Source organism: Massilia alkalitolerans DSM 17462 (assembly GCF_000427785.1).
Classification (GTDB): domain Bacteria; phylum Pseudomonadota; class Gammaproteobacteria; order Burkholderiales; family Burkholderiaceae_D; genus Telluria; species Telluria alkalitolerans.
On the sequence record NZ_ATYR01000030.1, the window covers coordinates 43,611 to 65,699 of the forward strand.

Sequence of the window (22,089 nt, forward strand, 5' to 3'; positions counted from 1 at the left end):
CAAAGAGCTATGCAAAAAAAATTGTCTGTGCTGGTCGTCGCTTTCGCCCTCAGTCTGTCCGCTTGCAACATCTTGCCGAAGGCGGATGACGCCAGTAAAAATTGGACAGCGGAGAAATTATACGCTGAGGCACGCGATGAGATGAACGGCGGCCACTACGAAGCGGCAATCAAGCTGTTCCAGCAGCTCGAATCGAACTACCCCTTCGGCACCTATGCTGCGCAAGCGCAGATGGAAATTGCTTACGCCCATTACAAGGCGGGTGACCAGGCCGAGGCGCTGGCGGCGGTCGAGCGCTTCATCAAGCTGCACCCGAACCACGCCCAGGTCGACTATATGTATTACCTGCGCGGCCTGATCAACTTCAACGACCAGATCGGCTTCCTGAGCTTCATCTACGAGCAGGACCCGACCGAGCGCGACCCGAAGGCCACCCGCGAAGCCTTTGCCGCCTTCAAGGCCCTGGTCGACAAGTTCCCGAACAGTAAATACCGCGACGATTCGATCGCGCGCATGAACTACCTGGTCAACGCCATGGCCCAGTACGAAGTGCACGTGGCGAACTACTACTACCGCCGCGGCGCCTTCCTGGCCGCGCTCAACCGCGCCCAGCTGGCCGTGCAGGAATACAGCGACGCGCCGGCGCGCGAGGAAGCCCTGTTCCTCATGATGCGCTCCTACGACAAGCTCGGCATGCCGGTGCTGCGCGACGACACGCAGCGCGTGCTGGTGCTGAACTATCCGAACAGCCGCTTCCTGAACCCGAACGCCGCGGGCGACGCGCCGTGGTGGCGCTTCTGGTCGAAATCGGGTCCGAAGGCTTCGCCGAAGGACGCGGTACAGTAAGCAGGCCGGGCGCGGCTGGGCGATCCGGCCGCGCCCAGCCCCTTCATGCCGCCTGTCGGCGGCGGAACACCCAGCTGGTCTCGCTAGAAGCCAACGCGTCGAAGGCATAGCCGTCGACGTCGAAGTCCTTGAGCTGCTGCGGGTCACGGATGCCGTGCTCGGCCGCATAGCGCGCCATCAGCCCGCGGGCGCGCTTGGCGAAGAACGAGATGATCTTGTACTTGCCGTTCTTCCAGTCCTCGAACACCGGCGTAATGATCGGCGCCTCCAGGAGCTTGGGCTTGACCGACTTGAAGTATTCTTCCGACGCCAGGTTGACCAGGGCTCCCGCCTTGATTTGCGCCAGCTGGGCGTTGAGCGCCTGCGTCACGCGCTCGCCCCAGAAGGCGTAGAGATTGCCGCCGCGCGGATTCTTCAGGCGCGTACCCATTTCCAGGCGATACGGATGCATGCGGTCCAGCGGACGCAGCAGGCCATACAGGCCCGACAGGATGCGCAGGTGGCGCTGGGCGTAGGTGATCGCCGCAGGTGGGAGCGTGCGCGCGTCCAGCCCCGCATAGACGTCGCCGTTGAAGGACATGATGGCCTGGCGCGCATCCAGGTGGTCTTCGCTCCAGTGCGCGTAACGCGACACGTTGAGCATGGCCAGGCTGTCGGACAGGTCCATCAGCTCGGCGACCTGGCCGGGCGAATAGCTGCGCAGCACCTCGATCAGTTCGGCGGCGTGCGGGATGAAATCCGGGGTGGTGGCTTCCTTGGTGGTGCTTGGGGATTCGAGGTCGAGGGATTTGGCGGGCGACAGGACAATCAGCATCGGTTCAAACTGCTTTACTAGAAAAATTTCCTACATGATACCTGCTTTGCCCACGACCTCAGTGAAACCCATCGTCATCGACACCAACGTCTGCCTCGACCTGTTCGTGTTCTGCGACCCGCGCTTTGTCCCGCTGCTGGCGGCGCTCGAGTCGGGCGAGCTGATTGCCGTGACGCGTGCCGACTGCCGCGACGAATATCGCGCCGTCCTGAACTACCCGCACCTGCCGCTCGACGACAGCAGCCGTGCCCAGGCGGCAGAGCGCTTCGACGCCCTGCTGCGCGTGGTGGCGCCCGACGCCAGGCACGTGCGCCTGCCGGTCTGCACCGACCGCGACGACCAGAAATTCCTGGAGATCGCCCGCGACGCCGAGGCCGAGGTGCTGGTCACCAAGGACAAGGCCCTGCTCAAGCTGGGCCGCCGCACCGCGCGCGAAGGCCTGTTCAAGATCATGCAGCCCGAGGCCTGGCTCAAGGCCCGGCAGGCCAGCACGCTAGAATGACAGCATCGCCATCTTCTACGCCATCATGAGCACTCCCGCATTGCCGACCCGCCTGCCCGCCGTGGGCACCACCGTCTTCACCCAGATGTCGCAGCTCGCCCTCGAACACGGCGCCGTCAACCTGGGCCAGGGCTTCCCCGACTTCGGCTGCGACCCGAAGCTCCTCGACCTCGTGAACGGGGCCATGCGCGCGGGCCACAACCAGTACGCGCCGATGACCGGCATCCCGGCCTTGCGCGCGGCGATCGCCGCCAAGCTCGAGCGCCTGTACGGCCGCCGCTACGACGAGCTTAGTGAAATCACGGTCACCAACGGCGCCTCGCAGGCGATCCAGTCGGCCATCCTGTGCAGCGTGCATCCGGGCGACGAAGTGATCGTCATCGAGCCGGCCTACGACTGCTACCTGCCCGCCATCGCGCTCGCCGGCGGCGGCGCCGTGCCGGTGGCCATGCGCCTGGACAGCGCGGGCTACAGCGTGCCCTGGGACCTGCTGGCCGCCGCGGTCACGCCGCGCACCCGCATGATCGTCGTGAACTCGCCGCACAACCCGACCGCCTCGATCCTGCGCGCCGCCGACCTAGAGGCGCTGGCCGCCATCGTGGCCGGCACCGAGATCCTGGTGCTGTCCGACGAGGTGTACGAGCACATGGTCTACGACGGCGAGGAACATGCCTCGGTGTCGCGTCACCCGGTGCTGGCCGAACGCGCCTTCGTGGTCTCGAGCTTCGGAAAGACCTATCACGTCACGGGCTGGAAGGTGGGCTACGTGGCCGCCCCGGCCTCGCTCATGCGCGAGTTCCGCAAGGTCCACCAGTACAATGTGTTCAGCGTGAACACGCCGATGCAGCACGGGATCGCCGCCTACATGGAGGATCCGGCGCCCTACCTGGAGCTGCCCGGCTTCTACCAGCACAAGCGCGACCTGTTCCGCGCCGGCCTGGCCGGCTCGCGCTTCGAGCTGCTGGAATCAAGCGGCACCTATTTCCAGTGCGTGCGCTACGGCGCGATATCAGACCTGCCGGAGGCGGAATTCGCCAGGTGGCTGACGGTGGAGGCGAAGGTGGCGGCGATTCCGGTGTCGGCCTTCTACAGCCGGCCGACCGAATCGGGGATCGTGCGTTTCTGCTTCGCGAAGAAGGATGAGACCTTGATGAAGGCCCTCGAGACCCTGAGCCGCCTGTGACCCGTAGGGTGGGCGGGTTTCCCGCCCACGCGGTGATAGTTACCTCTAGATCAGATGAATCGGTAGATAGGCTGCGGTTGAACGCGTGGGCGGCAAAGCCGCACACCCTACCAAAGCAAGCCTAGCGGCCCAGCTGCTTCAGCTTGCGCTCCACGAACCCCTGCAGCTCACCCGACAAGGTCCCGCTGTCGAGCGCCTTCTGGAACGCCCCTGTCGCTTCCAGGTTGCGCTTCTCGGCCTGCAGCGAGATGCCCAGGCCCATCCACCACACCCCGTTCTGCGGCGCCGTGCGCAAGGCAGCCCCATAGTGTTCGGCCGCCTCGCGCTGGCGTCCTTCGCGCGCCAGCGCGCCGGCGAGAAACGCGTGGTAGTCGCCGTTGCCCGCCGCATGCGGCAGGCTGCGCATCAGGGTCTCGATGCCGGAGCCGCCGCGCTCGATCTGCAGGCGCGCCAGCAGCATCGCCATCGCCGGCTGGGCCGGGTCGAGCGCGAGCCCGGCCTGCAGCTGGCGCATGGCCTCATCAAGCCGTTTGGCCTCGACCAGCAGGCCCACCAGGGTCTGGCGTGCGGGCTCGTGGCGCGGGTCCACCTTCAGGGCCGCCTGCAGGCCGGCGATGGCCTCGGTGACGCGCCCGTCCTCCAGGCTGGCCAGGGCGCGCCGGTAGGCATTCTCGGCGCGCTGCGCCGGCGTCTCTTCCCTGCCGCCCTTCGCGGGGGCGACGGGCTTCGCAGCCGCAGTTCGGGCAGGCTTGGCTGCGACCGGATGGGAAGGCTTGGCCGCAGCCTTGGCCGCCACGGGTGCGGCAGGCTTCGCTGCCGGTGCCGGCGCGTCTCGCGGCGCTGCCTCGGCCACGGGCGCAGCGGGGGCAGCCAGGTCCTGGCGCGGGGCTACCGGGACCTCGAAGGCCACGACCGGCACGACCGCGGCAGGCGCTGCCGGCTTGGGCACCGGTGCTGCGGCCGGAACCGCAAGCGCCAGCGGCGCCGGAGTCGCCTTCGGCCCAAGGAAGCGCCAGCCGGCAAAGCCGGCAGCCGTCACCACTGCCGCGACGCCGGCGGCGATGGCGACGCCGTTCAATGGCCAGCCGCGCTCGGGCGCCGGCACCGGGCGCACGTCGGACGGCAGCGGCGCCGCCCCCGGTTGTCCGGCGCGTGCGTCCAGGTCCTGCAGCATCCGGTTGATGAGACTCATCGCGCGAACACCCATGCCAGGCCGGCGGCGGTCGAGAACACCGCGGCGCCGCCAAGCAGCCAGGTCCAGATGGTGCGCTGGACGCCGATCGTGTCGCGCGCCGCCGTCGCCACGTGGCTGCCCGCCACCTCGCGCTTGCCCTCGCCGTAGCTGAGCATCAAGGCCTTGTGGGCCATGATGTTCACCAGGCGCGGCACGCCGCCGCTGGCGCGGTACAGCCCGCGGATCGCCGCGCGCGAGAACAGGCGCGCGCCGGTAAAGCCGGCCACCCGCAGGCGGTGCGCCACGTAATAGTCCATGTCGTCGCGGCTGAGCGCGCCCAGATGGTAGTGGAAGGTGATGCGCTGGGCCAGCTGGCGGATCGATTCCAGTTCCAGCTTGCGGTTCAGTTCCGGCTGGCCGAACAGCACGATCTGCAGCAGCTTGCGCTTCTCGGTTTCCAGGTTGGTGAGCAGGCGCAGGGCTTCCAGGCTCTCCACCGGAATCGCCTGTGCCTCGTCCAAGCACAGCACCACGCGCAGGTCCTGGCCCGCGAGTTCGAGCAGGCGCAGGTTGATCGCCTTGAGCACCTGGTGCTGGTCGACATCGCGTGCGAGATCGAGTTCCAGCTCGTCGGCCAGGGCCAGCATCAGGGTGCGCGGCTCCAGGTAGGGGTTCGGGATGTAGGCGGTCACGAAGCCCTCGCCCAGCGTCGCCATGAACTTGCGGCACAGCAGGGTCTTCCCGGTGCCGACCTCGCCCGTGATCTTGATGAAGCCTTCGCCGCCACGCGCCGCTACCAAGAGCGTGTTCAGCGCTTCCTGCGAACGCGCGCTGCCGAAGAAGAAGCTGGTGTCCGGGGTGATCCCGAAGGGCGGCTCGCGCAGGCCGAAGTGGGCCGCGTACATCAGCGGCGCTCCCGGGTGCGCGGATCCAGCGCCTCGATGCGGCGGCTCGCGTCCAGCAGGTCCTGGCTCCAGTCGTTGGCGCCGTCGACAATGGTGGGTTTGATCAGGACCACCAGCTCGCGCTTCTGGTTGACGCGGGTCTTGTTGCGAAACAGCGCGCCCAGCACCGGTACCTTGCTCGCGCCCGGCAGCTGGTCGACGTCGCCGCTCGACACCTGGCGCATCAGGCCGCCGATCGCGACCACCTGCCCGCTCTGGCCGCGCACGTAGCTGTCCAGCTCCGAGGTGGCCGAGGCCGCGAGCGGCAAGGTCAAGGTGCCGGCCGAACCGAGGTCGACGTTCTTGGTCACCGTGGAGACCTGGCTCACCGAGGGATGCACGTGCAGCAGGATGTTGCCCTTGTCGTCGATCTGCGGCGTCACGTCCAGCACCACGCCCGAGAAGAAGGGCTGCAGGGTCACGCTCGGGGTATTGGTGGTGCCGTTGTCGGTGGTGTTGACGGTGTTGGTGACGCCGGTGACGAAGAACTCGTCGGTGCCGATCTTGAGCACCGCCTTCTGGTTGTTCATCGCCGCCACGCGCGGGCTGGACAGCACGTGCACCTGGCCTTGCGATTCCAGGAAGGAGATCAGGGCCGCGAAGTTATTGGTCTGGAAGGCGAAGCCGAACAGCGACCCGGCCGCGGTGGCCGCGTTCGACAGCGAGAAACCGGTGCTCGCCGCCAGGCCCTGGCCGTTGTTGATCACTGGCGGCTGGCCGCCGGTGTAGGGCAAGGGCGCCAGGTTGGCGCCCGGGGCGATCATGCCGCCCGAGACCCGGTTCGGGTGCGAGCTCCGGATCGAGGCGAACGAGGCCCAGTTGATGCCGCTCTGGAAGCTGTCGTTCAGCTCCACCTCGAGGATCTTGGCTTCCAGGATCACCTGGCGGTCCACCGCCAGCTGGGTGGCCTTGAGGTAGGCGTCGACGCTGCGCAGCTCTTCCGGCATGGCGCGGATCACCAGCACCCCCGACTGCGGGCTGATCACGACGCTGCGCCCGCCCTCCTTCGGCCCGACGATGGCTTCCAGCGCGGCCTTCAGCTCGCTCCAGAAATCGTTGTCCGAGGTCGTGCGGATGTCGGTGCTGTCGGTCTGTACGTTGCCGCCGCCGAGCGTGTTCTGGCCGCCGTCGTTGCCCTGGTTGTTGCCGGCGCCCCTGTTGTTGCGGCTGCCGGTGCCGTCCCGGCCGGCGTCGGCCACCGAGGTCGAGCTGACGCGCAGGTTCGAGGTGCCGCGGCGCTTGGCGGTCAGGTAGTTCACCTGGAACATCCGGGTCTGCATCGTCAGCGGACGGATCGTGATGCGGGTGCCGTCGATCTTGTAATCGTAGCCGTACATCTCGCGGATCGCTTCCAGGGTCTCGGCGATGGTCACGTCCTTCAGGTTGGCGCTGATGTTGCCCGAGACCTCGGGATGGACCAGCATGTTGTAGCGGGTTCCGGCCACGATCGAGCGGAAGAACTGCTGCGCCGGCACATTGTTGAACGCAACGTTGAAGCGCTCCTCCAGCGCGGCCCTAGCCTTGGGCAGCTGGCTGGCCAGCGCACTTGCCGGCGGCAGCAGCGCCGCGGCGACGGCATCGTCGACCGCGGGCGCGGCGGCGGGCCTGGCCTGGGCCTTGGCCATCTCCCTGCCGATCGCGTCATAGGTCTCGTTCTGCGAACTGGTCTGGCAGCCGGAGAGCAGCAGCGCGCCGGCGACGGCGGCGCTGGTCAAGGAGAGCTTGTTCATCATGGTCCGTGGCATCGAGCGATTCGTCATTGGGCGGCAGGCGTGATGCCGGCGGCCGTGCTGTCCGCCGGGTCGAGGCGCAGCACCTGGCGTTCGCGGCCGCGCACCAGCTCGACCTGGTTCTCGGTCATGCGGGCCACGCGCGCGCCGCGGAAGCTCCCGCCCAGGCGCACCGTCTCGCCGTCGATCACGGCGACGTGGCGTCCGCCCGCGCGCGGCGCGATCAGGACCGATTGCAGGCGCGGCAGGCCGTCGCCGGCGCCGTCCAGCCGGCTGCCATCCAGCGCAGCCGGCGGACGGGTCGGGTCGGCCAGCGCTTGCGCGGCAGCCGGAAGGCTGGCCAGCAGGCCTGCCAGGCCCAGGGTGAGGGTCAGTTTTTTCACAGCTTCATCCATTTGCGGTCCAGACTCAGGGTATACAGCGTGAGCGTCAGTCGCGCGGCCGGGTACGCTTCCACGTCGAGCTGCGCCCTGCCCCAGAACAGGCGGGTGGGCATCGCTTCGAGCGCGCTCATGTAATCGACCATGTCGAGGTAATTGCCGCGCACGGTGACTTCGACGCCGTGGCGGTACAGCAGCACCGGGGCGGGCGCCTGGCCGGACGTCGCGGCGCTGCTTTCGGCGGCAGGCGGCGCCAGAGTCCCCGCCGCCTGTGCGCCCAGCGAGGACATCGATTCGACCGGCAGCGTGCGCATCGACACCAGCTTCAGGCGTGCGTTGGCGCGCAGGATGGTATCGACCAGCGGCGCCATGCGCTCGGGCGGCACCAGGCCGTGCTCCATGGCCAGCAGCGAGTCGCCCAGCGCGGCGGTTTCCTGCTGGATGGCCTGCAGTTTCTCGCGCGCCGGCGCGTCCGGATCGACCTGGAAGGCCTGGACCCTGGCGGCGATTTCGCCGTCCATGCCGATCAGGTTGTTTTGCTGCTGGCTGATCTGGCGGCGCAGCAGGTCCTGTTCGCGGTAGATCGGTCCCAGCACCATGCTGTGGCCGATGAAAACGATCACTGCGGCGACGGCCGCGAACAGCAGGCCGCGCTCGCGCAGCGTGAGCGCATCGATGCGCGCCATCAGTGCGAGGACGCGCGCCTTCATATGCGCGGCTCCTCGGGAACCGATTGCAGGCTGAATTCGACCCAGGGTACGGCTGCCACGTCGGGCTTGCCGTCGGCGCCGGCCGTGTCCACCTTCGCCGGCTGGCTGATCGACAGGCTGGCGAAGGATTTGCCCTGCATCAGCGGTTCGCCGGTCAGGCGCGCCAGGTAGCCTGGCACCGTGGCCGGGTCCGTGGTACGGCCGCGGATGCCGATGTCCCTGCCGCCGCCCGAGACGCTCACCCCGGTGAGCCACAGGCCGGCGATGCTCTGGCGCGCCAGGGCCTTGAAGTAGCCGGCATAGCCGGCCGTGTCGCCCAGCTCGCCGCGCTCGATCACGCGCGAGATGTCGCGCAGCGCGGCCAGCTGGGCCTGGGCCTCGGCGATCTCGGCGTCGAGGTCCTTGTTCTTCTGGCGCGGTGCGAAGTCGAGGTTCACGCTGGCCAGGCGCGCCTGCTTGCGCTCCAGTTGCACGGCGCCGGCGCGGGCCTGCGCCTGCAGGCTGGCGGTCTGCATCCGGCCGTAGCTGGCCAGCGCGGCGATGCCGCCCACCAGCACCAGCAGCGACAGCGCCATCGTGGCCGCGGTAAAGACCTTCTTTTGCGGCTGGAACGCCGGGTTGAACAGGTTGATCTGCTGGCTCATGGCGCCGCCTCCGTGCGCAGCGCGGCGCCCAGCGGGATGAAGAAGCGCCCCTGCACGGCCTGGTCCTGCAGCTCGGGCGTGCGCCCCAGGTCGAAGACCGAGGCCAGGTCGAGGGTCTCGACCGGGGTGTACAGGTTGCTCGACAGGTAGTCGTCCAGGCCGCTCACCTTGCTGGGCCCGAGCACCAGCTTGGCAATGCTGATGAAGGAATACTGGCGCTCGAAGTTGTCGAGCGAGCGCTGCAGCTCGAGGGTGATGCGGTCGAAGCTGGCGTGCTTGCGCTCGTGGTCGGGCTCGAGCAGCTGGTCGAGCGTGACGTCGATCCGGCGCGACAGGTAGAGCTCGCCACGCCAGGTCACGGTCAGGAGGCCGCCTTCGGCGCCGAACGAGAGCATGGCCACACCGCGGTTTTCGGGCGCGATCAGTGCCGAGATATTGCGCTGCGCCATTTCCGGGATGTCGATGACTTCCAACCCGATCTTCGCATCCAGGAACAATTGCTGGCGCGGTTTGATGACGGTATTGCGCGCCGCCACCACGAACACCGACTGCTGGGCACGCACCTGGCCGGCGTCGACCGGGATGTCGAGCACGTCGACGGTGGCCTCAAGGACCGGGAAATCGAGGATGTCCTTCAGGCGCCAGCGCACTGCGGTCTTCAACTCTTCGCGCGGCACGTTCGGCGCTTCGAGGTTGATGAGCTGGTATTCGCCCGGCCCGAGCAGGGTCAGGCAGCGGTAGGCATGCGCCTGGCCCTCGCGCGCGGCCTTTTCCAGCACGGCCGCATCCGGCTTGCCCGGCAAGAAATGAGCAAAGCGCACGGAAGGCATGCCTTCAGCGACCGGCTTGACGCTGGTCGCGGCCACGCCATCCGCCAGGACGGCGATGGTCAGCCAGCCATCTTTTTTCTTTGCTCTTTTAAAGAAACGCATGCACGGGATCGCGGAAATAATTCAATACGGCAAAGACTTGATTATATTCAAGCCGAGCTGGAAGCGATCACAAAAAAGTGGCCCCTGCCCTCAAAACTGGCAGTTTTCGCTCTGCTTTGCCACGTTTCGTTGTCAATACGGCGCGCGCAGGTAGATTAGCGGACGCTTGGACTGGCCCTTGCCGCTGTCCGGGCGCGCTTCGCAGGTATAGGTGAAGGGGCCGCTGCGGTCGAAGAAGCGGCCGGCGGCGACCGCTCCAAGGATGCCGATGGGGAGCTTCACGATGATCAGTTCGACCATCGTGAAGCCATGGGCGCGGCTGTTTGCTCAGGTAGGGGCGAGCGGAGACACGCGGTGCCGGGAAGCACGGATCAGTTGACGCCCGCCAACCACGCTATCGATTCGACGGCGCTTTCGCTGACAGGCGCTTCGTCCATCAACCGCAGATGAATTTGCCGTTCGTATCGGCGTTGTCCGTGTAGGTCGGAGCCTGGCCGAGAGCCGTTGGCGGGGTGTAGGTCACCGAGCAGGTGGCGGCATTCGCAGCGCTCACGCCCTTCGGAGCGACCGTCAGCCCGTTACCGGTAAAGGTGAACGTGAATTCGGTTTCGTTGAGGCCGGCGGCAGTGGCGAACGCGCGCGCGTTTGTCTGGGACGCAGAAGCCGGATAGCCATTGATCAGGGTAACAGTGGTGCCTTCCATATCCACCGTTCCGGTGGTGACATTGGCTACCAGCGCCTTCCCGTGGATCATTGCTGCTGCCGAAGTGAGCGAACCTTTCGCCGCTTTCAAGCTGGCGGCGCGTGCATCGCCACTCAAGTCGGCAAACTTCGGCAGCGCAGTCGCGGCCAGAATGCCCAGGATGACGATCACGACGATCAGTTCGATCAGGGTGAAGCCGCCCTGCGCGCTCTTGCTGGAATACTTGTTCATGTAATTCTCTCCGTTGAAGGTGTGCGGGTGAGCCCGCGGTCTTGATTTATTTGGGCCCGGCGCCGACTTCGTCGATGACCAGTGCCCCGTGCTTACCGCTCCGCCCGCTTTCGGCCGGATGAGTCGAACTCGATAATTCTACCTTGAACTTAAGCAAGTTAGATGTCTCAGAAGAAAAAGTGTCGTTACTTAGCACATAATTCACGGTCCGATCCGTCCGGTCGAAGAACCAGGCGCCGCGCCGCAACATCTCAGGGTCGGGCGAGTAGTATTCGCCGAGGTAATTGGCTGGCTGCCTGAGCAACCAGCTCATCGGATTTTCTTGCAATAGTTTTAATGCGGCGTCCTTGCCGGCCGCCGTGAGCAGCTGGGCCTCGCGCGCCGCCAGCGCCGTGCGCAGCGCGCCCACCACGTGGTAGGCGGCGGTCCGCTCCGATTGCGCACGCCACTCGAGCAGCCGGCCCAGCAGCACGCCCGCCAGCAGGCCCGTCACCACGACGCAGACCGCGAACTCGAAGCGGGTCGCCCCGCGCATGCGGGCGGGCAGCATCACTTGCCTCCGTGTAGCGCCGCCTTGCCGAGGTCCCAGATCGGCAGGAAGATGCCCAGCGCCAGGATCAGCACCATCACACCCAGGAAGGTGATCAGGATCGGTTCGATCTGGCTCGATAGGGTCTTGAGCTCGTAATCGACCTCGCGCTCGTACATCTGCGCGATCTCGTCCATCAGGTCGTCGAGCGAGCCGGACTCCTCGCCCACGGCGATCATCTGCAGCACGATCGGGGTGAACACATTGGCGGCGATCGAGGTGCGCAGGATGCTCTCGCCGCGCTCGACGCCGTCGCGCATCCCCTCGATGCGCGAGCTGAGGTAGGCGTTGTCGGCAGTCTGCGCGACCACCGTCAGGGCCTGCACGATCGGCACCCCGCTGCGGGTCGACAGCGCGAAGCTGCGGGCGAAGCGCGCCATGGTCGCCTTGTGGATGATCTTGCCGGCGATCGGCAGGCGCAGCTTGTGCTTGTCCCAGGCCAGACGACCCTTGGGCGTGGCCACCCAGGCCTTGAAACCGAACACGGCGCCGCCCAGCATGGCCGCCATCGCGGGCCAGTAGGCGACCGTGAAATTCGAGGTCGACAGCAGGATCCGCGTCATCAGGGGCAGCTCGGCATTGAAGGACTTGAACACCGCCGCGAACTGCGGAATCACGAACACGTTGACGATCACCATCGCGATCGCCATCGCGATCACGACGAAGGTCGGGTAGCGCATCGCGGTCTTGACCCGCTCGCGCATGTCGCGATCGAACTCGAGGTGGTCGAACAATCGCAGGAAGACTTCTTCCAGGCGGCCGGTCATCTCGCCCACCCGCACCATCGACAGGTAGAAGGTGTTGAACACCTTCGGATGGCGCGTCATCGCGCTTGAGAGTTCGCGGCCCGAATCGAGCGACTCGCGCAGGTCCCTGATCACCTTGCCGAAGGATTTGTTGATGGCCGATTCCTGCAGGCCCGCCAGGCCGCGCATGATCGGCACGCCGGACTTGAGCAGCGTATAGATCTGGCGGCTGAACAGCTGCACGTCCATCGAGGTGACCTTCTTTTCCTGCAGGCGCGCCAGCCAGCCTTCGCCGCCGTCCTTGGAGGCTGGGCCCTTGCGGCTGGGGTTGATCTCGATGGGCGTGGCGCCGCTGCCGAACAGCTGGTCGGCGACCGCGCCGCTGTCGGCGCCCTCGAGGATGCCCTGCAGCAGTTCGCCGGCGGCATTGCGCGCCTTGTAGGAAAAATAAGGCATCAGTCTTCGTACTGGTTACTGATGCGCATCGCTTCGGCGATGGTGGTCCTGCCCTGCACCGCCAGGCTCACGCCATGGCGGCGCAGCGTCTCGCCGCCCATCTCGGCATGTGCCACCTTCAGGAAGTGCGAGGGATCCGGGTGGTTCGCCGCCTCGGTCACGGCGCGCGTCATCTCGAGCAGTTCATAGACGCCGGTACGGCCGCGGAAACCCGTGCCGTTGCAGTGCGAGCAGCCCTTGCCGTGGAAGAAGGACGTCGTGGCGGCGCGTTCGCCCAGTTCCGCGCGCAGCCAGTTGGTCTCCGCCGGCGTCGGCTGGTAAGGCGTGGAGCAGCTTTCGCAGATCACGCGCACCAGGCGCTGGGCCAGCACCGCCTGCAGCGAGCCGCCCACCATGTAGCGCGGCACCCCCATGTCCATCAGGCGCAGCGGCGTCGAGGCGGCGTCGTTGGTGTGCAGGGTCGAGAGCACCAGGTGGCCGGTCATGGCGGCGCGCAGGCCGATCTGCGCGGTCTCCTGGTCGCGCATCTCGCCGACCAGCACGATGTCCGGATCCTGGCGCAGCGCCGAGCGCAGCACGCGCGCGAACGAGAGCTCGATCTTGTCGTTGACCTGGACCTGGTTCACGCCCTTCAGGCGGTATTCGACCGGGTCCTCGACCGTGATGAGTTTTTTCTCCATCGAGTTCAGCTCGGACAGCGCGCTGTACAGGGTAGTCGTCTTGCCGCTGCCGGTGGGGCCGGTGACCAGCACCAGGCCGTTGGGACGCTGCACCAGCGCGCGGAAGCGCTCCACGATGCGTGCCGGCATGCCGATCGCGTCCAGGCGCAGCGTGGTGCCGCCCTGGTTCAGGAGTCGCATGACGACCGACTCGCCGTACTGGGTCGGCATGGTCGAGATACGCACGTCGATGCGCTGGTTGCGCACCTTGACCGCGAAGCGGCCGTCCTGCGGCAGGCGCTTTTCCGAGATGTCGAGGTCGGCCATCAGCTTGAGGCGCAGGGCCAGCGGCGTGGCCACCTTGATGTCGGCCTCGGTCTGCAGGTGCAGCACGCCGTCGATGCGGAAACGGATCTGCAGGCGCCCGTCCTGCGGCTCGATGTGGATGTCCGAGGCGCGCACCTGGGCCGCGTCGTCGAACACCGACTGCAGCAGCTTGACGATCGGCGCCTCTTCCAGGCCCGGGTTGGCGGCCAGTGCGCCGAAGTCGATCGAGGTGTCGCCCAGGTCCTGCTCGACCTCGCGCGCCAGACCGGTGATCTCGCCGGTGCGGCGGTAGATGCGGTCGATCGCGCCCAGCACCTCGGTCTCGTTGACCACCGCCAGCTCGACGGTCTTGCGCAGCAGGCGCGCGATCTCGTCATAGGCGAACAGGTCGGTCGGGTCGGACACGCCTACCAGCAGGGTCTCGCGGCGGTCTTCCAGCACCAGGGCGCGGAAACGGCGCGCGGCGGTTTCCGGCAGCAGGCGCACCAGCTCGGCGTTGATGTTGTAGAACTTGAGGTTGATGTAGGGGATGTTCAGCTGGCGCGCCAGCGCGCCCGAAATCTGGTCTTCGGTGACGAAGCCGCTCTCGACGAACACGCGGCCGAGCTTGCGCCCGGTACGCTTCTGGTCCGCGAGCGCCTGCTCGAGCTGCTCTTCCGACAGCAGTTTCTGCTGGATCAGCACCTCGCCGAGGCGAATTTTTTCCGGCCTTGCCATGAACATCCCTTGTTGTTATTGCTTGCGTTGAATATTTTATGCCAGAACCTGTAGGAATTGACCTACGAAATTTACACGAGGCATGGAAAGTGTCGCCCTTTCGCCTTGATGAAATGGCATCGCGTGTAAGATGGCCAGGAAAAACGACAAGGAAGCCCATGGAAGACACCCCCAGCTTGCGCCGTCGCGTCTACCTGATGCGTCATGGCAGCGTTACCTATTTCGACGAGACCGGCAAACCCTTCCTTCCCGAGACCGTCGCCCTGAACCCGGCCGGCCAGGCCCAGGCCGATGCCGCCGGCCTGGCCTTCCGCGAGGCCGGCGTGCGCTTCGACCGCGTCATCACCTCGGGCCTGCCACGCACCAATGAGACGGCGCAGCGGGTGCTGGCGGCGAGCGGGCAGGACATCGCGCCGGACGTATGGCCGGAGCTGCACGAGATCCGCGGCGGGCGCCTGTCAGCCATCCCAACCCAGGAACTGCGGCGCGCCTTTACCGGCGCCTTCGAGGGCGTGGTCGATGGAGAGCAGCGCTTCCTCGGCGGCGAATCGGTCGGCGAGATGATGGACCGGGTCCATCCGGCGATCGCCCGCCTGCGCGCGCAGGACGACTGGGACACCGTGCTGCTGGTGCTGCACGGGGGCGTCAATTGCGCCATCCTGTCGCTGGCCCTGACCGGGCAGCGCCTGTTCCTGGGCGGCCTGTCGCAGGCCGCCGGCTGCATCAATGCGCTCGACGTCGGCGAGCACGCTGCCGACTGGGTGGTCCGCTTCGTGAACTACGTTCCCCCCGGCCCGCTGCAGCCGGAAGCGCGCGCCACCACCATGGAACAGCTGTTCGAGCAGTACCGCAAGGGCCGCTGAATGCGTTCGTTCGCAAAGAAATAGCACGCCCGTACGCTTCGGGGCTAGAATAAAGAACAAACTTACAAGAGTGGAGACGCGATGTACGAGGAAATGATGGGCACCAAGCCCGTGTCCGAACGCCAGCGCTTCGACGTCAACGCCCTCGGCGCCTGGCTTGCGGCGAATGTCGGGGACTACCCGGGCGGCAGCTTGGCAGTGGAACAGTTCAAGGGCGGCCAGTCCAACCCGACCTTCCGGCTCGCCGCCAGGGGCCGGCGCTACGTGCTGCGCACCAAGCCCGGGCCGGCGGCCAAGCTGCTGCCTTCGGCCCATGCGATCGACCGCGAATTTCGCGTGATGCGGGCGCTGCATGGCGCCGGCTTTCCGGTTCCCCGCCAGTACGCGCTGTGCCTGGACGAAGCCATCATCGGCCGCGCCTTCTACGTGATGGAATGCGTCGAGGGGCGCGTCTTGTGGGATCAGTCGCTGCCCGGGATGTCGCCTTCCGAACGGGCCGCCATCTACGACGAGCAGAACCGCGTGATCGCCCAGTTGCACACGGTTGACTACGCGAGCATCGGCCTGGCCGACTACGGCAAGCCGGGCAATTATTTCGCACGCCAGATCGAGCGCTGGACAAAACAGTACCAGGCCTCAGTCACGGAGCCGATCGAGGCCATGGAGCGCCTGATCGAATGGCTGCCGCAGCACATCCCGCCGGGCGACGACACCAGCATCGTGCACGGCGACTACCGCCTCGACAACATGATCTTCCACCCGACCGAACCGCGCATACTGGCGGTGCTGGACTGGGAGCTGTCCACCCTCGGCCATCCGCTGGCCGATTTTTCCTACCACTGCATGAGCTGGCACATTCCGCCGGGGCGCTTTCGCGGCATCGCGGGCCTGGACCTGGAAGCGCTCGGCATTCCCTCGCTGGATGGCTACGTGGCGCGCTACTGCGAACGCACCGGCAAGACCCTGCGCGCCGAAGACTTCGATTTCTACCTGGCCTACAACATGTTCCGACTGGCCGGCATCATGCAAGGGATCATGAAGCGCTACGTGGACGGCACCGCGTCCAGTGCGCAGGCCCTCGAGAACGGCAAGGCCGCGCGGCCGATGGCCGAGATGGCGTGGCAGTTCGCCAGCCGCAGCCGCTGATCCAACGACAGGAGGACAAGCCATGGACTTCGCCTATTCCGAGCGCTGCAGGGAACTGCAGGCGCGCCTGCTCGCCTTCATGGACGAGCACATCTATCCCAACGAACGCGCCTTCAACGAAGAGATCGCGGCCAATGCCCGCGACCGCGGCACACGCTGGCTGCCCCTCGACCTGATCGAGCGCCTCAAGCCGCTGGCACGCGAGGCCGGGCTGTGGAACCTGTTCCTGCCGCGCTCGACGCGCGCGCCGGAGGGCCTGTCGAACCTCGATTACGCGCCGCTGTGCGAGATCATGGGCCGCGTGCCCTGGGCCCCGGAAGTGTTCAACTGTTCGGCGCCCGACACCGGCAACATGGAAACGCTGGAGCGCTACGCGCCAGACGACATCAAGCGCCAGTGGCTGGAACCGCTGCTGCGCGGCGAGATCCGCTCGGCCTTCGCCATGACCGAACCGGGCGTGGCCTCCTCGGACGCGACCAACATCGCCACCCGGATCGAGCGCGCTGGCGACGACTACATCATCAACGGCCACAAGTGGTGGATCTCGGGCGCCGGCGACCCGCGCTGCAAGGTCTTCATCGTGATGGGCAAGACCGACCCGAGCGCGCCCCGCCACCAGCAGCAATCGATGATCGTGGTCCCGGCCGATACGCCGGGCATCACCATCCTGCGCCCGCTGCCGGTGTTCGGCTACGACGACGCGCCGCACGGCCATTGCGAGATCCTGTTCGAGAACGTGCGCGTGTCGGGCACGAACATGCTGCTGGGCGAAGGGCGCGGCTTCGAGATCGCCCAGGGCCGCCTTGGGCCGGGCCGCATCCACCACTGCATGCGCGCCATCGGCGTGGCCGAGCGCGCGCTGGAGCTGATGTGCAGGCGCCTGGAAACCCGCGTGGCCTTCGGGCGCAAGCTGTCCGACCAGGGTGTCTGGCGCGAGCGGATCGCGGAGAGCCGCATCCGGATCGACACCGCGCGCCTGCTGACCCTCAAGGCCGCCTACATGATGGACACGGTCGGCAACAAGGTGGCCCAGGCGGAGATCGCGATGATCAAGGTGCTGGCGCCGACCGTGGCCCAGGACGTGCTGGACTGGGCGATCCAGGCCCATGGCGCGGCCGGGGTATCGGACGAGTTCCCGCTGGCTTACCAGTGGGCGGCGAACCGGAGCTTGCGCCTGGCCGACGGGCCGGACGAGGTGCACCGCAATGCGGTGGCCAAGCTGGAGCTGGCGAAGTATGCGGGGCCAGACGGCTGAGCGGCTGCTTCGCCACTAACAGAACCAATATCGTTAGCTCGTCGTTCCGGCGAAGGCCGGAACCCAATTCCGTTGCGTCATGGTGCAATCCGCTTGCACAAGGCTGCACGCAAAATTGGATCCCGGCCTTCGCCGGGATGACGGTCTAAGGGCTGACGCAAAGGATAACGATGCGGGTTGTTTAAGCGTAGGCGCGTATCAGAAACTCGGCGGCGCACACCGGCTTGGCGCCCTCCCCGTCGGGTTCGACGGCTACACTCCACGTCAGCTGCACCCCGCCCTCGATCGGGTCGCAGGCCGCCAGCAGCCACCTGCCCCGCACCCGGCTCCCGCTCGGGAGCGGCGCCGGAAAGCGCACCCGGTTCAGCCCGTAGTTGAGCCCCATGCGCATGCCCTCGATCGCCAGCGCGCTTTCCAGCATCGCGGGCAGCAGCGACAGCGTCAGGAAGCCGTGCGCGACGGGTGCGCCGAAGGGTGACTCGCGGGCGCAGCGCTCGGGGTCGACGTGGATCCATTGGCGGTCTTCGGTGGCTTCGGCAAAGGCCTTGATGCGCTCCTGGCCGACTTCGAACCAGTTCGAGACGGCGACCTCGCTTCCCACCAGCTGCGGCAGCTCCGCGAACGCAATCGTTCTAGGCATCGTCCCCTCCCCCGGAACGGCGCCGGAACATGCCCATGCCTTCGATGGTGCAGATCTCTTCGCCGTGCTGGTTGGTGGCGGTCCACTTCGACCAGACCACGCCGCGGTCCGGCTTCGAGTTCGACGCCTTGACCTGGGTGGTGAGGTAGCGCACCCTGATCGTGTCGCCCGCGCGCAGCGGACGCAGCCAGCGGACGCCGTCCAGGCCCGGCGAGCCCATGCTCGAGCTTGACGCCATCAGGCCGTCGACGACCATCCGCATCATCAGGCTGCAGGTGTGCCAGCCGCTGGCGATCACGCCGCCGTAGATCGAGGCCTTGGCAGCGTCGCGGTCGACGTGGAAGGGCTGCGGATCGAACTGCCGGGCAAAGGCGACGATCTCCTCCTCGCTGACGCTGCGCTCGCCGAGGTCGATCTCCTGGCCGGGATAAAAATCTTCGAAATACCATTGACGCGCCATGTGCCCTCCTTACGCGGCCTGCTGGAAGCCCGGTTGCGCCATGAAGCGCGCCAGGTGGTGGTCGCGGTCGCCCAGGGTCAGCTCGATCATCGACAGGCGCTTGAAGTAGTGCGCGGCGGCCAGTTCGTCGGTCACGCCCATGCCGCCGTGCAGCTGCACCGCCTGCTGGCCGATGAAGCGGGCGGCCTGACCGACGCGGTACTTGGCCGCCGAGACCACGCGGCGGCGCTCGCCGGCGTCATGGCCATCCAGGGTGACGGCCGCCAGCAGCGCCATCGAGCGCGCCTGCTCCAGGTGGATGACCATGTCCGCCATGCGATGCTGGAGCGCCTGGAACTTGCCGATCGGGACGCCGAACTGCTGGCGCGTCTTGAGGTAGTCCAGCGTGGCCTCGAACAGCGCTTCCATCGCCCCCAGCGCCTCGGCGCACAGCAGGCCGGCGCCGTAGTCGGCGGCCGCTTCCAGGATATCCCAGCCGGCCCCCGGCGTGCCGATCACGGCGTCCGGCCCCAGTTGCACGGCGTCCAGGCGCAGGGTCGCGGCGCGCTGGCCGTCGAGCGTACGGAAGCCGGTCAGCTGCACACCGGGCGCATCTGCCGGCAGCGCGAACAGGGTGATGCCGGTCTCGTCGCGCTGGCCGCCGGCGCTACGTGCCGAGACCACCAGCACGCCGGCCTCGAGGCCATGCACGACCGCCGTCTTCTCGCCATCCAGGCGCCAGCCGCCGTCGATGCCTTGCGCGCGGGTCGCGATGTCGCGCAGGTCGTGGCGCGCCTGCCGCTCCCCCAGCGCGCATGCCAGCTTCAGGCTGCCCTGCGCCACCTGTTCCAGGAGCGGGCCGTGCGCCCCGCCCAGCTTGAGGAACTGGCTGCCCAGCACGGTGGCGAAATACGGTTCCACCACCAGGCCGCGGCCCAGCTCGCGCATGACCACGAACAGGTCGACCGCGGTGCCGTCGAATCCGCCCTGTGCTTCGGGCACCGGCAGCGCCGTCATGCCCAGCTCGGCCAGCGTGGCCCATGCCGCAGCGGATGTCCCCTGGCTGGAGGCGACGATGGCGCGGCGCTGCTCGAAACCGTAGTCGCGGCCGATCCAGCGCTTGAGCGCGTCGGCGAACTGGAGCTGCTCTTCCTTGAAGTCGAAATGCATGGTGCCTCTCCTTACAGCCCCAGGATCATCTGGGAGATGATGTTACGCTGGATTTCGTTCGAGCCTCCGTAGATGGAGGTCTTGCGGTAGTTGAAGTAGTAGGACGCGAGCGGGGCGGCATCGTCGTCGCCCGCGACGCTGTGCTCGTGTTCGCCCTCCAGGTAGGCGGGATCGAAGGGCAAGGCCAGCGGGCCGGCCGCTTCCAGCATCAGCTCCGTCAGGGCCTGCTGGATGTCGGTGCCGCGCACCTTCAAGACCGAGGCCTCTGGTCCCGGGGCCTTGCTGGACTTGGCCAGCACGCGCAGCACGGTCATTTCCAGCGCCATCAGTTCGATTTCCAGGTCCGCAACCTTGGCGCCGAACAGCGGGTCTTCGAGCAGCGGGCGGCCATTCTTCTGCTCGCGGCGCGCCAGGCGCTTGAGGAAGGCCAGTTCGCGCTTGCTGCGACCGACCGCCGCGATGCCGGTGCGTTCGTGGCCCAGCAGGTACTTGGCGTAGGTCCAGCCGCGGTTCTCCTCGCCGACCAGATTGGCAGCCGGCACCCGGACGTTGTCGAAGAAGACTTCGTTCACCTCGTGGTCTTCGTCGAGCATGATGATCGGGCGTACCGTGACGCCGGGCGCATGCATGTCGATCAGCAGGAAGGAAATGCCCTCCTGCTTGCGCACGGCGGGATCGGTGCGTACCAGGCAGAAGATCATATCGGCGTGCTGGGCCAGCGTGGTCCAGGTCTTCTGGCCGTTGACGATGTAGTGCTCGCCCTGTGCGTCCACGCCGCGCACGGCAGTGGTCTTGAGCGAGGCCAGGTCGGAACCGGCGCCCGGCTCGGAATAGCCCTGGCACCACCAGTCCTCGCAGGACAGGATGCGCGGGAGGAAATAATCCTTTTGCTCCTGGGAGCCGAAGGCCATGATGACCGGAGCGACCATGTCGATCCCGAAGGGCATCACGCGCGGGGTGCCGGCGCGGGCGCACTCTTCCTCGAAGATGTGACGCTGCACGGGTGTCCAGCCGGGTCCACCGAATTCGACGGGCCAGCCCGGCGCCACCCAGCCCTGTTCGGCCAGGATCCGGTGCCAGCGGACGAAGTCGTCCTTGCTCAGCCGCAGGTGCTTGAGCACCTTGGCTTGCAGGTCTTTCGGCAAGTGGGAATCGAGGAAGGCGCGAACCTGGTCGCGAAAGGCCAGGTCCTCGTCGGTGTAGTGCAGGTCCATGTCGTCTCCTTGTTATCGCCGCCTTAAAAAGCACGATCGTTCACAAGGATTGTACCCGACAGTTTTGCTGACTAGTTAGAAATTTGGAAGCATGCAGGGCGAGCCGCCGCCCTGCATGCGACAGGATCAGCGGCTGCGGCGGCGGGTGATCGCGCCCGCGCCAATCATGCCCAGCAGCATCAGGGCGATGCTCGAAGGTTCAGGGACTTCGGCCGCCTGGCCTTCCTGGTTGGCGACGTTGCCCAGGCCGTTACCCTGGCCGTTGCCGATGCCGTTGCCGTTGCCATTCAGGGCGCCGTTGCCGATGCCGTTGCCGATACCATTCCCGTTTCCATTGCCGTTGCCCGGGAGCAGACCGGAAGTGCTGTCGCTCGCGCCGTTGCCCTGGCCGGCGGACGGGGTCGTGCTCGTGAGATCGCCGCCCGTGACGAGGCCCGGAGCGCTGTTGCCGCCGCCCGCGTTGCCGCCGCCCGCGTTGCCGCCGCCCGCGTTGCCGCCCGAGCTTTGGTTGCCGCCGCCGGTCAAGCCCGGCGCCTTGCTCATACCATCCGTGATGATGGCCCCATAAGCGTCACCGACCACCGACTTGCCGGTACCCGCGGTTGCGGCCAGGATGCCGTGGCCCGACGCCAGCAGGTAGTTTGCCTCGATACCGCGCTGGAAGAACAGCTTGGTCTGGCCTTCGACCTGCTGCACGCTGCCTGCGACTTTGCCGTACAGGATGTCGGCGAGGCTGGCGTTCGCGGTATGGGACACGCCGGCCACCAGGTTCAAGTTGCCTTGCAGGACACCCGAGCCGAGCACGTCGGTACCGTTGCCGGTAGTCCAACCGCTGACGACGTTCGACGGCTGGGCAGCCGAGGAGGTGATGGTACCGGCCTGGGCAGTAGCTGCGCCGGCGATGAGACTTGCGATGACAAGGCGGCGAATTAACATATCGATAACTCCTGAGTTGATGTTCAATTGTTGTTCTTACAACCGTAGAGTTATGCTACCACAGCTAAAAAAAACTCAGCTTTAAGCCCAGCTCAACAGTGCGCGGGGTATGAATCTGAGAAAAATGCTCGAAACGCAG

At 66.8% G+C, this 22,089-nt stretch carries 24 protein-coding genes; 6 read left to right on the forward strand and 18 right to left on the reverse strand.

The window, feature by feature from the left end; all coding sequences use genetic code 11:
• The first annotated feature begins 9 nt into the window (after nt 1-9).
• The gene (locus YWC_RS30425) at nt 10-846 is read left to right on the forward strand and encodes an outer membrane protein assembly factor BamD (RefSeq protein WP_036215522.1); all 837 of its coding nucleotides are present in this window, start codon (nt 10-12) and stop codon (nt 844-846) included.
• Nucleotides 847-889: 43 nt separating this feature from the next.
• Here the strand turns inward: YWC_RS30425 and yaaA are convergent, their stop codons facing one another.
• Nucleotides 890-1,660, reverse strand: a complete 771-nt coding sequence (gene yaaA, locus YWC_RS0122580; protein WP_027867427.1) for a peroxide stress protein YaaA — start codon at nt 1,658-1,660, stop codon at nt 890-892.
• A 34-nt stretch (nt 1,661-1,694) separates the two neighbouring features.
• Between yaaA and YWC_RS0122585 the strand changes: the two genes are divergently transcribed.
• Nucleotides 1,695-2,162 (forward strand): putative toxin-antitoxin system toxin component, PIN family, encoded by a 468-nt coding sequence (locus YWC_RS0122585; protein WP_027867428.1) that lies wholly within the window; start codon nt 1,695-1,697, stop codon nt 2,160-2,162.
• Between the two features lie 25 nt (nt 2,163-2,187).
• Nucleotides 2,188-3,345 carry a pyridoxal phosphate-dependent aminotransferase gene (locus YWC_RS0122590; RefSeq protein ID WP_027867429.1) on the forward strand — a complete coding sequence of 386 codons (1,158 nt, stop codon included), beginning with the start codon at nt 2,188-2,190 and terminating at the stop codon, nt 3,343-3,345.
• 121 nt (nt 3,346-3,466) lie between these two features.
• Here the strand turns inward: YWC_RS0122590 and YWC_RS0122595 are convergent, their stop codons facing one another.
• From YWC_RS0122595 to YWC_RS0122650, 12 genes are all read right to left on the reverse strand, one after another.
• Nucleotides 3,467-4,537 carry a tetratricopeptide repeat protein gene (locus YWC_RS0122595; protein ID WP_036215523.1) on the reverse strand — a complete coding sequence of 357 codons (1,071 nt, stop codon included), beginning with the start codon at nt 4,535-4,537 and terminating at the stop codon, nt 3,467-3,469.
• Nucleotides 4,534-5,424: an ExeA family protein gene (locus YWC_RS0122600; RefSeq protein WP_027867431.1), complete on the reverse strand. Its 891-nt coding sequence runs from the start codon at nt 5,422-5,424 to the stop codon at nt 4,534-4,536. Before YWC_RS0122600 ends, YWC_RS0122595 begins: the two co-directional genes overlap by 4 nt.
• On the reverse strand, nt 5,424-7,193 hold the full coding sequence (gene mshL, locus YWC_RS0122605) for a pilus (MSHA type) biogenesis protein MshL (protein WP_027867432.1): 1,770 nt from the start codon (nt 7,191-7,193) through the stop codon (nt 5,424-5,426). Before mshL ends, YWC_RS0122600 begins: the two co-directional genes overlap by 1 nt.
• A 26-nt stretch (nt 7,194-7,219) precedes the next feature.
• The gene (locus YWC_RS0122610; protein ID WP_084416535.1) at nt 7,220-7,576 is read right to left on the reverse strand and encodes a hypothetical protein; all 357 of its coding nucleotides are present in this window, start codon (nt 7,574-7,576) and stop codon (nt 7,220-7,222) included.
• Nucleotides 7,573-8,283 (reverse strand): type II secretion system protein M, encoded by a 711-nt coding sequence (locus tag YWC_RS0122615; protein ID WP_027867434.1) that lies wholly within the window; start codon nt 8,281-8,283, stop codon nt 7,573-7,575. Before YWC_RS0122615 ends, YWC_RS0122610 begins: the two co-directional genes overlap by 4 nt.
• Nucleotides 8,280-8,927: a hypothetical protein gene (locus YWC_RS0122620; RefSeq protein ID WP_027867435.1), complete on the reverse strand. Its 648-nt coding sequence runs from the start codon at nt 8,925-8,927 to the stop codon at nt 8,280-8,282. The genes YWC_RS0122615 and YWC_RS0122620 overlap by 4 nt, the downstream gene beginning before the upstream one ends.
• Nucleotides 8,924-9,859: a type IV pilus biogenesis protein PilM gene (locus tag YWC_RS0122625; protein WP_027867436.1), complete on the reverse strand. Its 936-nt coding sequence runs from the start codon at nt 9,857-9,859 to the stop codon at nt 8,924-8,926. Before YWC_RS0122625 ends, YWC_RS0122620 begins: the two co-directional genes overlap by 4 nt.
• Before the next feature lie 132 nt (nt 9,860-9,991).
• A complete protein-coding gene (locus YWC_RS33040; protein WP_156923846.1) occupies nt 9,992-10,159 on the reverse strand; it encodes a hypothetical protein in 168 nt (55 codons plus the stop codon).
• A gap of 136 nt (nt 10,160-10,295) precedes the next feature.
• Nucleotides 10,296-10,793 (reverse strand): prepilin-type N-terminal cleavage/methylation domain-containing protein, encoded by a 498-nt coding sequence (locus tag YWC_RS34130; RefSeq protein ID WP_027867437.1) that lies wholly within the window; start codon nt 10,791-10,793, stop codon nt 10,296-10,298.
• 46 nt (nt 10,794-10,839) lie between these two features.
• On the reverse strand, nt 10,840-11,343 hold the full coding sequence (locus YWC_RS0122640) for a hypothetical protein (protein WP_027867438.1): 504 nt from the start codon (nt 11,341-11,343) through the stop codon (nt 10,840-10,842).
• Complete coding sequence (locus YWC_RS0122645) at nt 11,343-12,584, reverse strand: type II secretion system F family protein (RefSeq protein WP_027867439.1); 1,242 nt, start codon at nt 12,582-12,584, stop codon at nt 11,343-11,345. The genes YWC_RS0122640 and YWC_RS0122645 overlap by 1 nt, the downstream gene beginning before the upstream one ends.
• A complete protein-coding gene (locus YWC_RS0122650; RefSeq protein WP_027867440.1) occupies nt 12,584-14,287 on the reverse strand; it encodes a GspE/PulE family protein in 1,704 nt (567 codons plus the stop codon). Before YWC_RS0122650 ends, YWC_RS0122645 begins: the two co-directional genes overlap by 1 nt.
• 158 nt (nt 14,288-14,445) lie before the next feature.
• Here YWC_RS0122650 and YWC_RS0122655 point away from each other — a divergent pair, with 158 nt between their 5' ends.
• From YWC_RS0122655 to YWC_RS0122665, 3 genes are all read left to right on the forward strand, one after another.
• Entirely contained in the window at nt 14,446-15,150 is a 705-nt protein-coding gene (locus YWC_RS0122655; RefSeq protein ID WP_027867441.1) for a histidine phosphatase family protein, read from the forward strand.
• Nucleotides 15,151-15,231: 81 nt separating this feature from the next.
• Nucleotides 15,232-16,296 carry a phosphotransferase gene (locus YWC_RS0122660; RefSeq protein ID WP_027867442.1) on the forward strand — a complete coding sequence of 355 codons (1,065 nt, stop codon included), beginning with the start codon at nt 15,232-15,234 and terminating at the stop codon, nt 16,294-16,296.
• A gap of 22 nt (nt 16,297-16,318) precedes the next feature.
• On the forward strand, nt 16,319-17,551 hold the full coding sequence (locus YWC_RS0122665) for an acyl-CoA dehydrogenase family protein (RefSeq protein WP_027867443.1): 1,233 nt from the start codon (nt 16,319-16,321) through the stop codon (nt 17,549-17,551).
• A gap of 181 nt (nt 17,552-17,732) precedes the next feature.
• Here YWC_RS0122665 and YWC_RS0122670 read toward each other — a convergent pair whose 3' ends face one another.
• The 5 genes from YWC_RS0122670 to YWC_RS31775 all read right to left on the reverse strand — a co-directional run bounded on the left by YWC_RS0122670 (nt 17,733) and on the right by YWC_RS31775 (nt 21,950).
• Nucleotides 17,733-18,191: a MaoC family dehydratase gene (locus tag YWC_RS0122670; protein ID WP_027867444.1), complete on the reverse strand. Its 459-nt coding sequence runs from the start codon at nt 18,189-18,191 to the stop codon at nt 17,733-17,735.
• A complete protein-coding gene (locus YWC_RS0122675) occupies nt 18,184-18,651 on the reverse strand; it encodes a MaoC family dehydratase (protein WP_027867445.1) in 468 nt (155 codons plus the stop codon). The genes YWC_RS0122670 and YWC_RS0122675 overlap by 8 nt, the downstream gene beginning before the upstream one ends.
• 9 nt (nt 18,652-18,660) lie before the next feature.
• Complete coding sequence (locus YWC_RS0122680; protein WP_027867446.1) at nt 18,661-19,800, reverse strand: acyl-CoA dehydrogenase family protein; 1,140 nt, start codon at nt 19,798-19,800, stop codon at nt 18,661-18,663.
• Between the two features lie 11 nt (nt 19,801-19,811).
• Nucleotides 19,812-21,014 (reverse strand): acyl-CoA dehydrogenase family protein, encoded by a 1,203-nt coding sequence (locus YWC_RS0122685; protein WP_027867447.1) that lies wholly within the window; start codon nt 21,012-21,014, stop codon nt 19,812-19,814.
• A gap of 126 nt (nt 21,015-21,140) precedes the next feature.
• Nucleotides 21,141-21,950, reverse strand: coding sequence for a PEP-CTERM sorting domain-containing protein (locus YWC_RS31775; RefSeq protein WP_027867448.1), 810 nt, complete (start codon nt 21,948-21,950; stop codon nt 21,141-21,143).
• Nucleotides 21,951-22,089: the final 139 nt, after the last annotated feature.

Excerpts from the sequence above, each read along its gene's own strand:
- YWC_RS30425 (WP_036215522.1), top strand. The coding sequence starts at position 10 with ATGCAAAAAAAATTGTCTGTGCTGGTCGTCGCTTTCGCCCTCAGTCTG.
- yaaA (WP_027867427.1), bottom strand. The coding sequence starts at position 1,660 with ATGCTGATTGTCCTGTCGCCCGCCAAATCCCTCGACCTCGAATCCCCA.
- YWC_RS0122585 (WP_027867428.1), top strand. The coding sequence starts at position 1,695 with ATGATACCTGCTTTGCCCACGACCTCAGTGAAACCCATCGTCATCGAC.
- YWC_RS0122590 (WP_027867429.1), top strand. The coding sequence starts at position 2,188 with ATGAGCACTCCCGCATTGCCGACCCGCCTGCCCGCCGTGGGCACCACC.
- YWC_RS0122595 (WP_036215523.1), bottom strand. The coding sequence starts at position 4,537 with ATGAGTCTCATCAACCGGATGCTGCAGGACCTGGACGCACGCGCCGGA.
- YWC_RS0122600 (WP_027867431.1), bottom strand. The coding sequence starts at position 5,424 with ATGTACGCGGCCCACTTCGGCCTGCGCGAGCCGCCCTTCGGGATCACC.
- mshL (WP_027867432.1), bottom strand. The coding sequence starts at position 7,193 with ATGAACAAGCTCTCCTTGACCAGCGCCGCCGTCGCCGGCGCGCTGCTG.
- YWC_RS0122615 (WP_027867434.1), bottom strand. The coding sequence starts at position 8,283 with ATGAAGGCGCGCGTCCTCGCACTGATGGCGCGCATCGATGCGCTCACG.
- YWC_RS0122620 (WP_027867435.1), bottom strand. The coding sequence starts at position 8,927 with ATGAGCCAGCAGATCAACCTGTTCAACCCGGCGTTCCAGCCGCAAAAG.
- YWC_RS0122625 (WP_027867436.1), bottom strand. The coding sequence starts at position 9,859 with ATGCGTTTCTTTAAAAGAGCAAAGAAAAAAGATGGCTGGCTGACCATC.
- YWC_RS33040 (WP_156923846.1), bottom strand. The coding sequence starts at position 10,159 with ATGGTCGAACTGATCATCGTGAAGCTCCCCATCGGCATCCTTGGAGCG.
- YWC_RS34130 (WP_027867437.1), bottom strand. The coding sequence starts at position 10,793 with ATGAACAAGTATTCCAGCAAGAGCGCGCAGGGCGGCTTCACCCTGATC.
- YWC_RS0122640 (WP_027867438.1), bottom strand. The coding sequence starts at position 11,343 with ATGCTGCCCGCCCGCATGCGCGGGGCGACCCGCTTCGAGTTCGCGGTC.
- YWC_RS0122645 (WP_027867439.1), bottom strand. The coding sequence starts at position 12,584 with ATGCCTTATTTTTCCTACAAGGCGCGCAATGCCGCCGGCGAACTGCTG.
- YWC_RS0122650 (WP_027867440.1), bottom strand. The coding sequence starts at position 14,287 with ATGGCAAGGCCGGAAAAAATTCGCCTCGGCGAGGTGCTGATCCAGCAG.
- YWC_RS0122655 (WP_027867441.1), top strand. The coding sequence starts at position 14,446 with ATGGAAGACACCCCCAGCTTGCGCCGTCGCGTCTACCTGATGCGTCAT.
- YWC_RS0122660 (WP_027867442.1), top strand. The coding sequence starts at position 15,232 with ATGTACGAGGAAATGATGGGCACCAAGCCCGTGTCCGAACGCCAGCGC.
- YWC_RS0122665 (WP_027867443.1), top strand. The coding sequence starts at position 16,319 with ATGGACTTCGCCTATTCCGAGCGCTGCAGGGAACTGCAGGCGCGCCTG.
- YWC_RS0122670 (WP_027867444.1), bottom strand. The coding sequence starts at position 18,191 with ATGCCTAGAACGATTGCGTTCGCGGAGCTGCCGCAGCTGGTGGGAAGC.
- YWC_RS0122675 (WP_027867445.1), bottom strand. The coding sequence starts at position 18,651 with ATGGCGCGTCAATGGTATTTCGAAGATTTTTATCCCGGCCAGGAGATC.
- YWC_RS0122680 (WP_027867446.1), bottom strand. The coding sequence starts at position 19,800 with ATGCATTTCGACTTCAAGGAAGAGCAGCTCCAGTTCGCCGACGCGCTC.
- YWC_RS0122685 (WP_027867447.1), bottom strand. The coding sequence starts at position 21,014 with ATGGACCTGCACTACACCGACGAGGACCTGGCCTTTCGCGACCAGGTT.
- YWC_RS31775 (WP_027867448.1), bottom strand. The coding sequence starts at position 21,950 with ATGTTAATTCGCCGCCTTGTCATCGCAAGTCTCATCGCCGGCGCAGCT.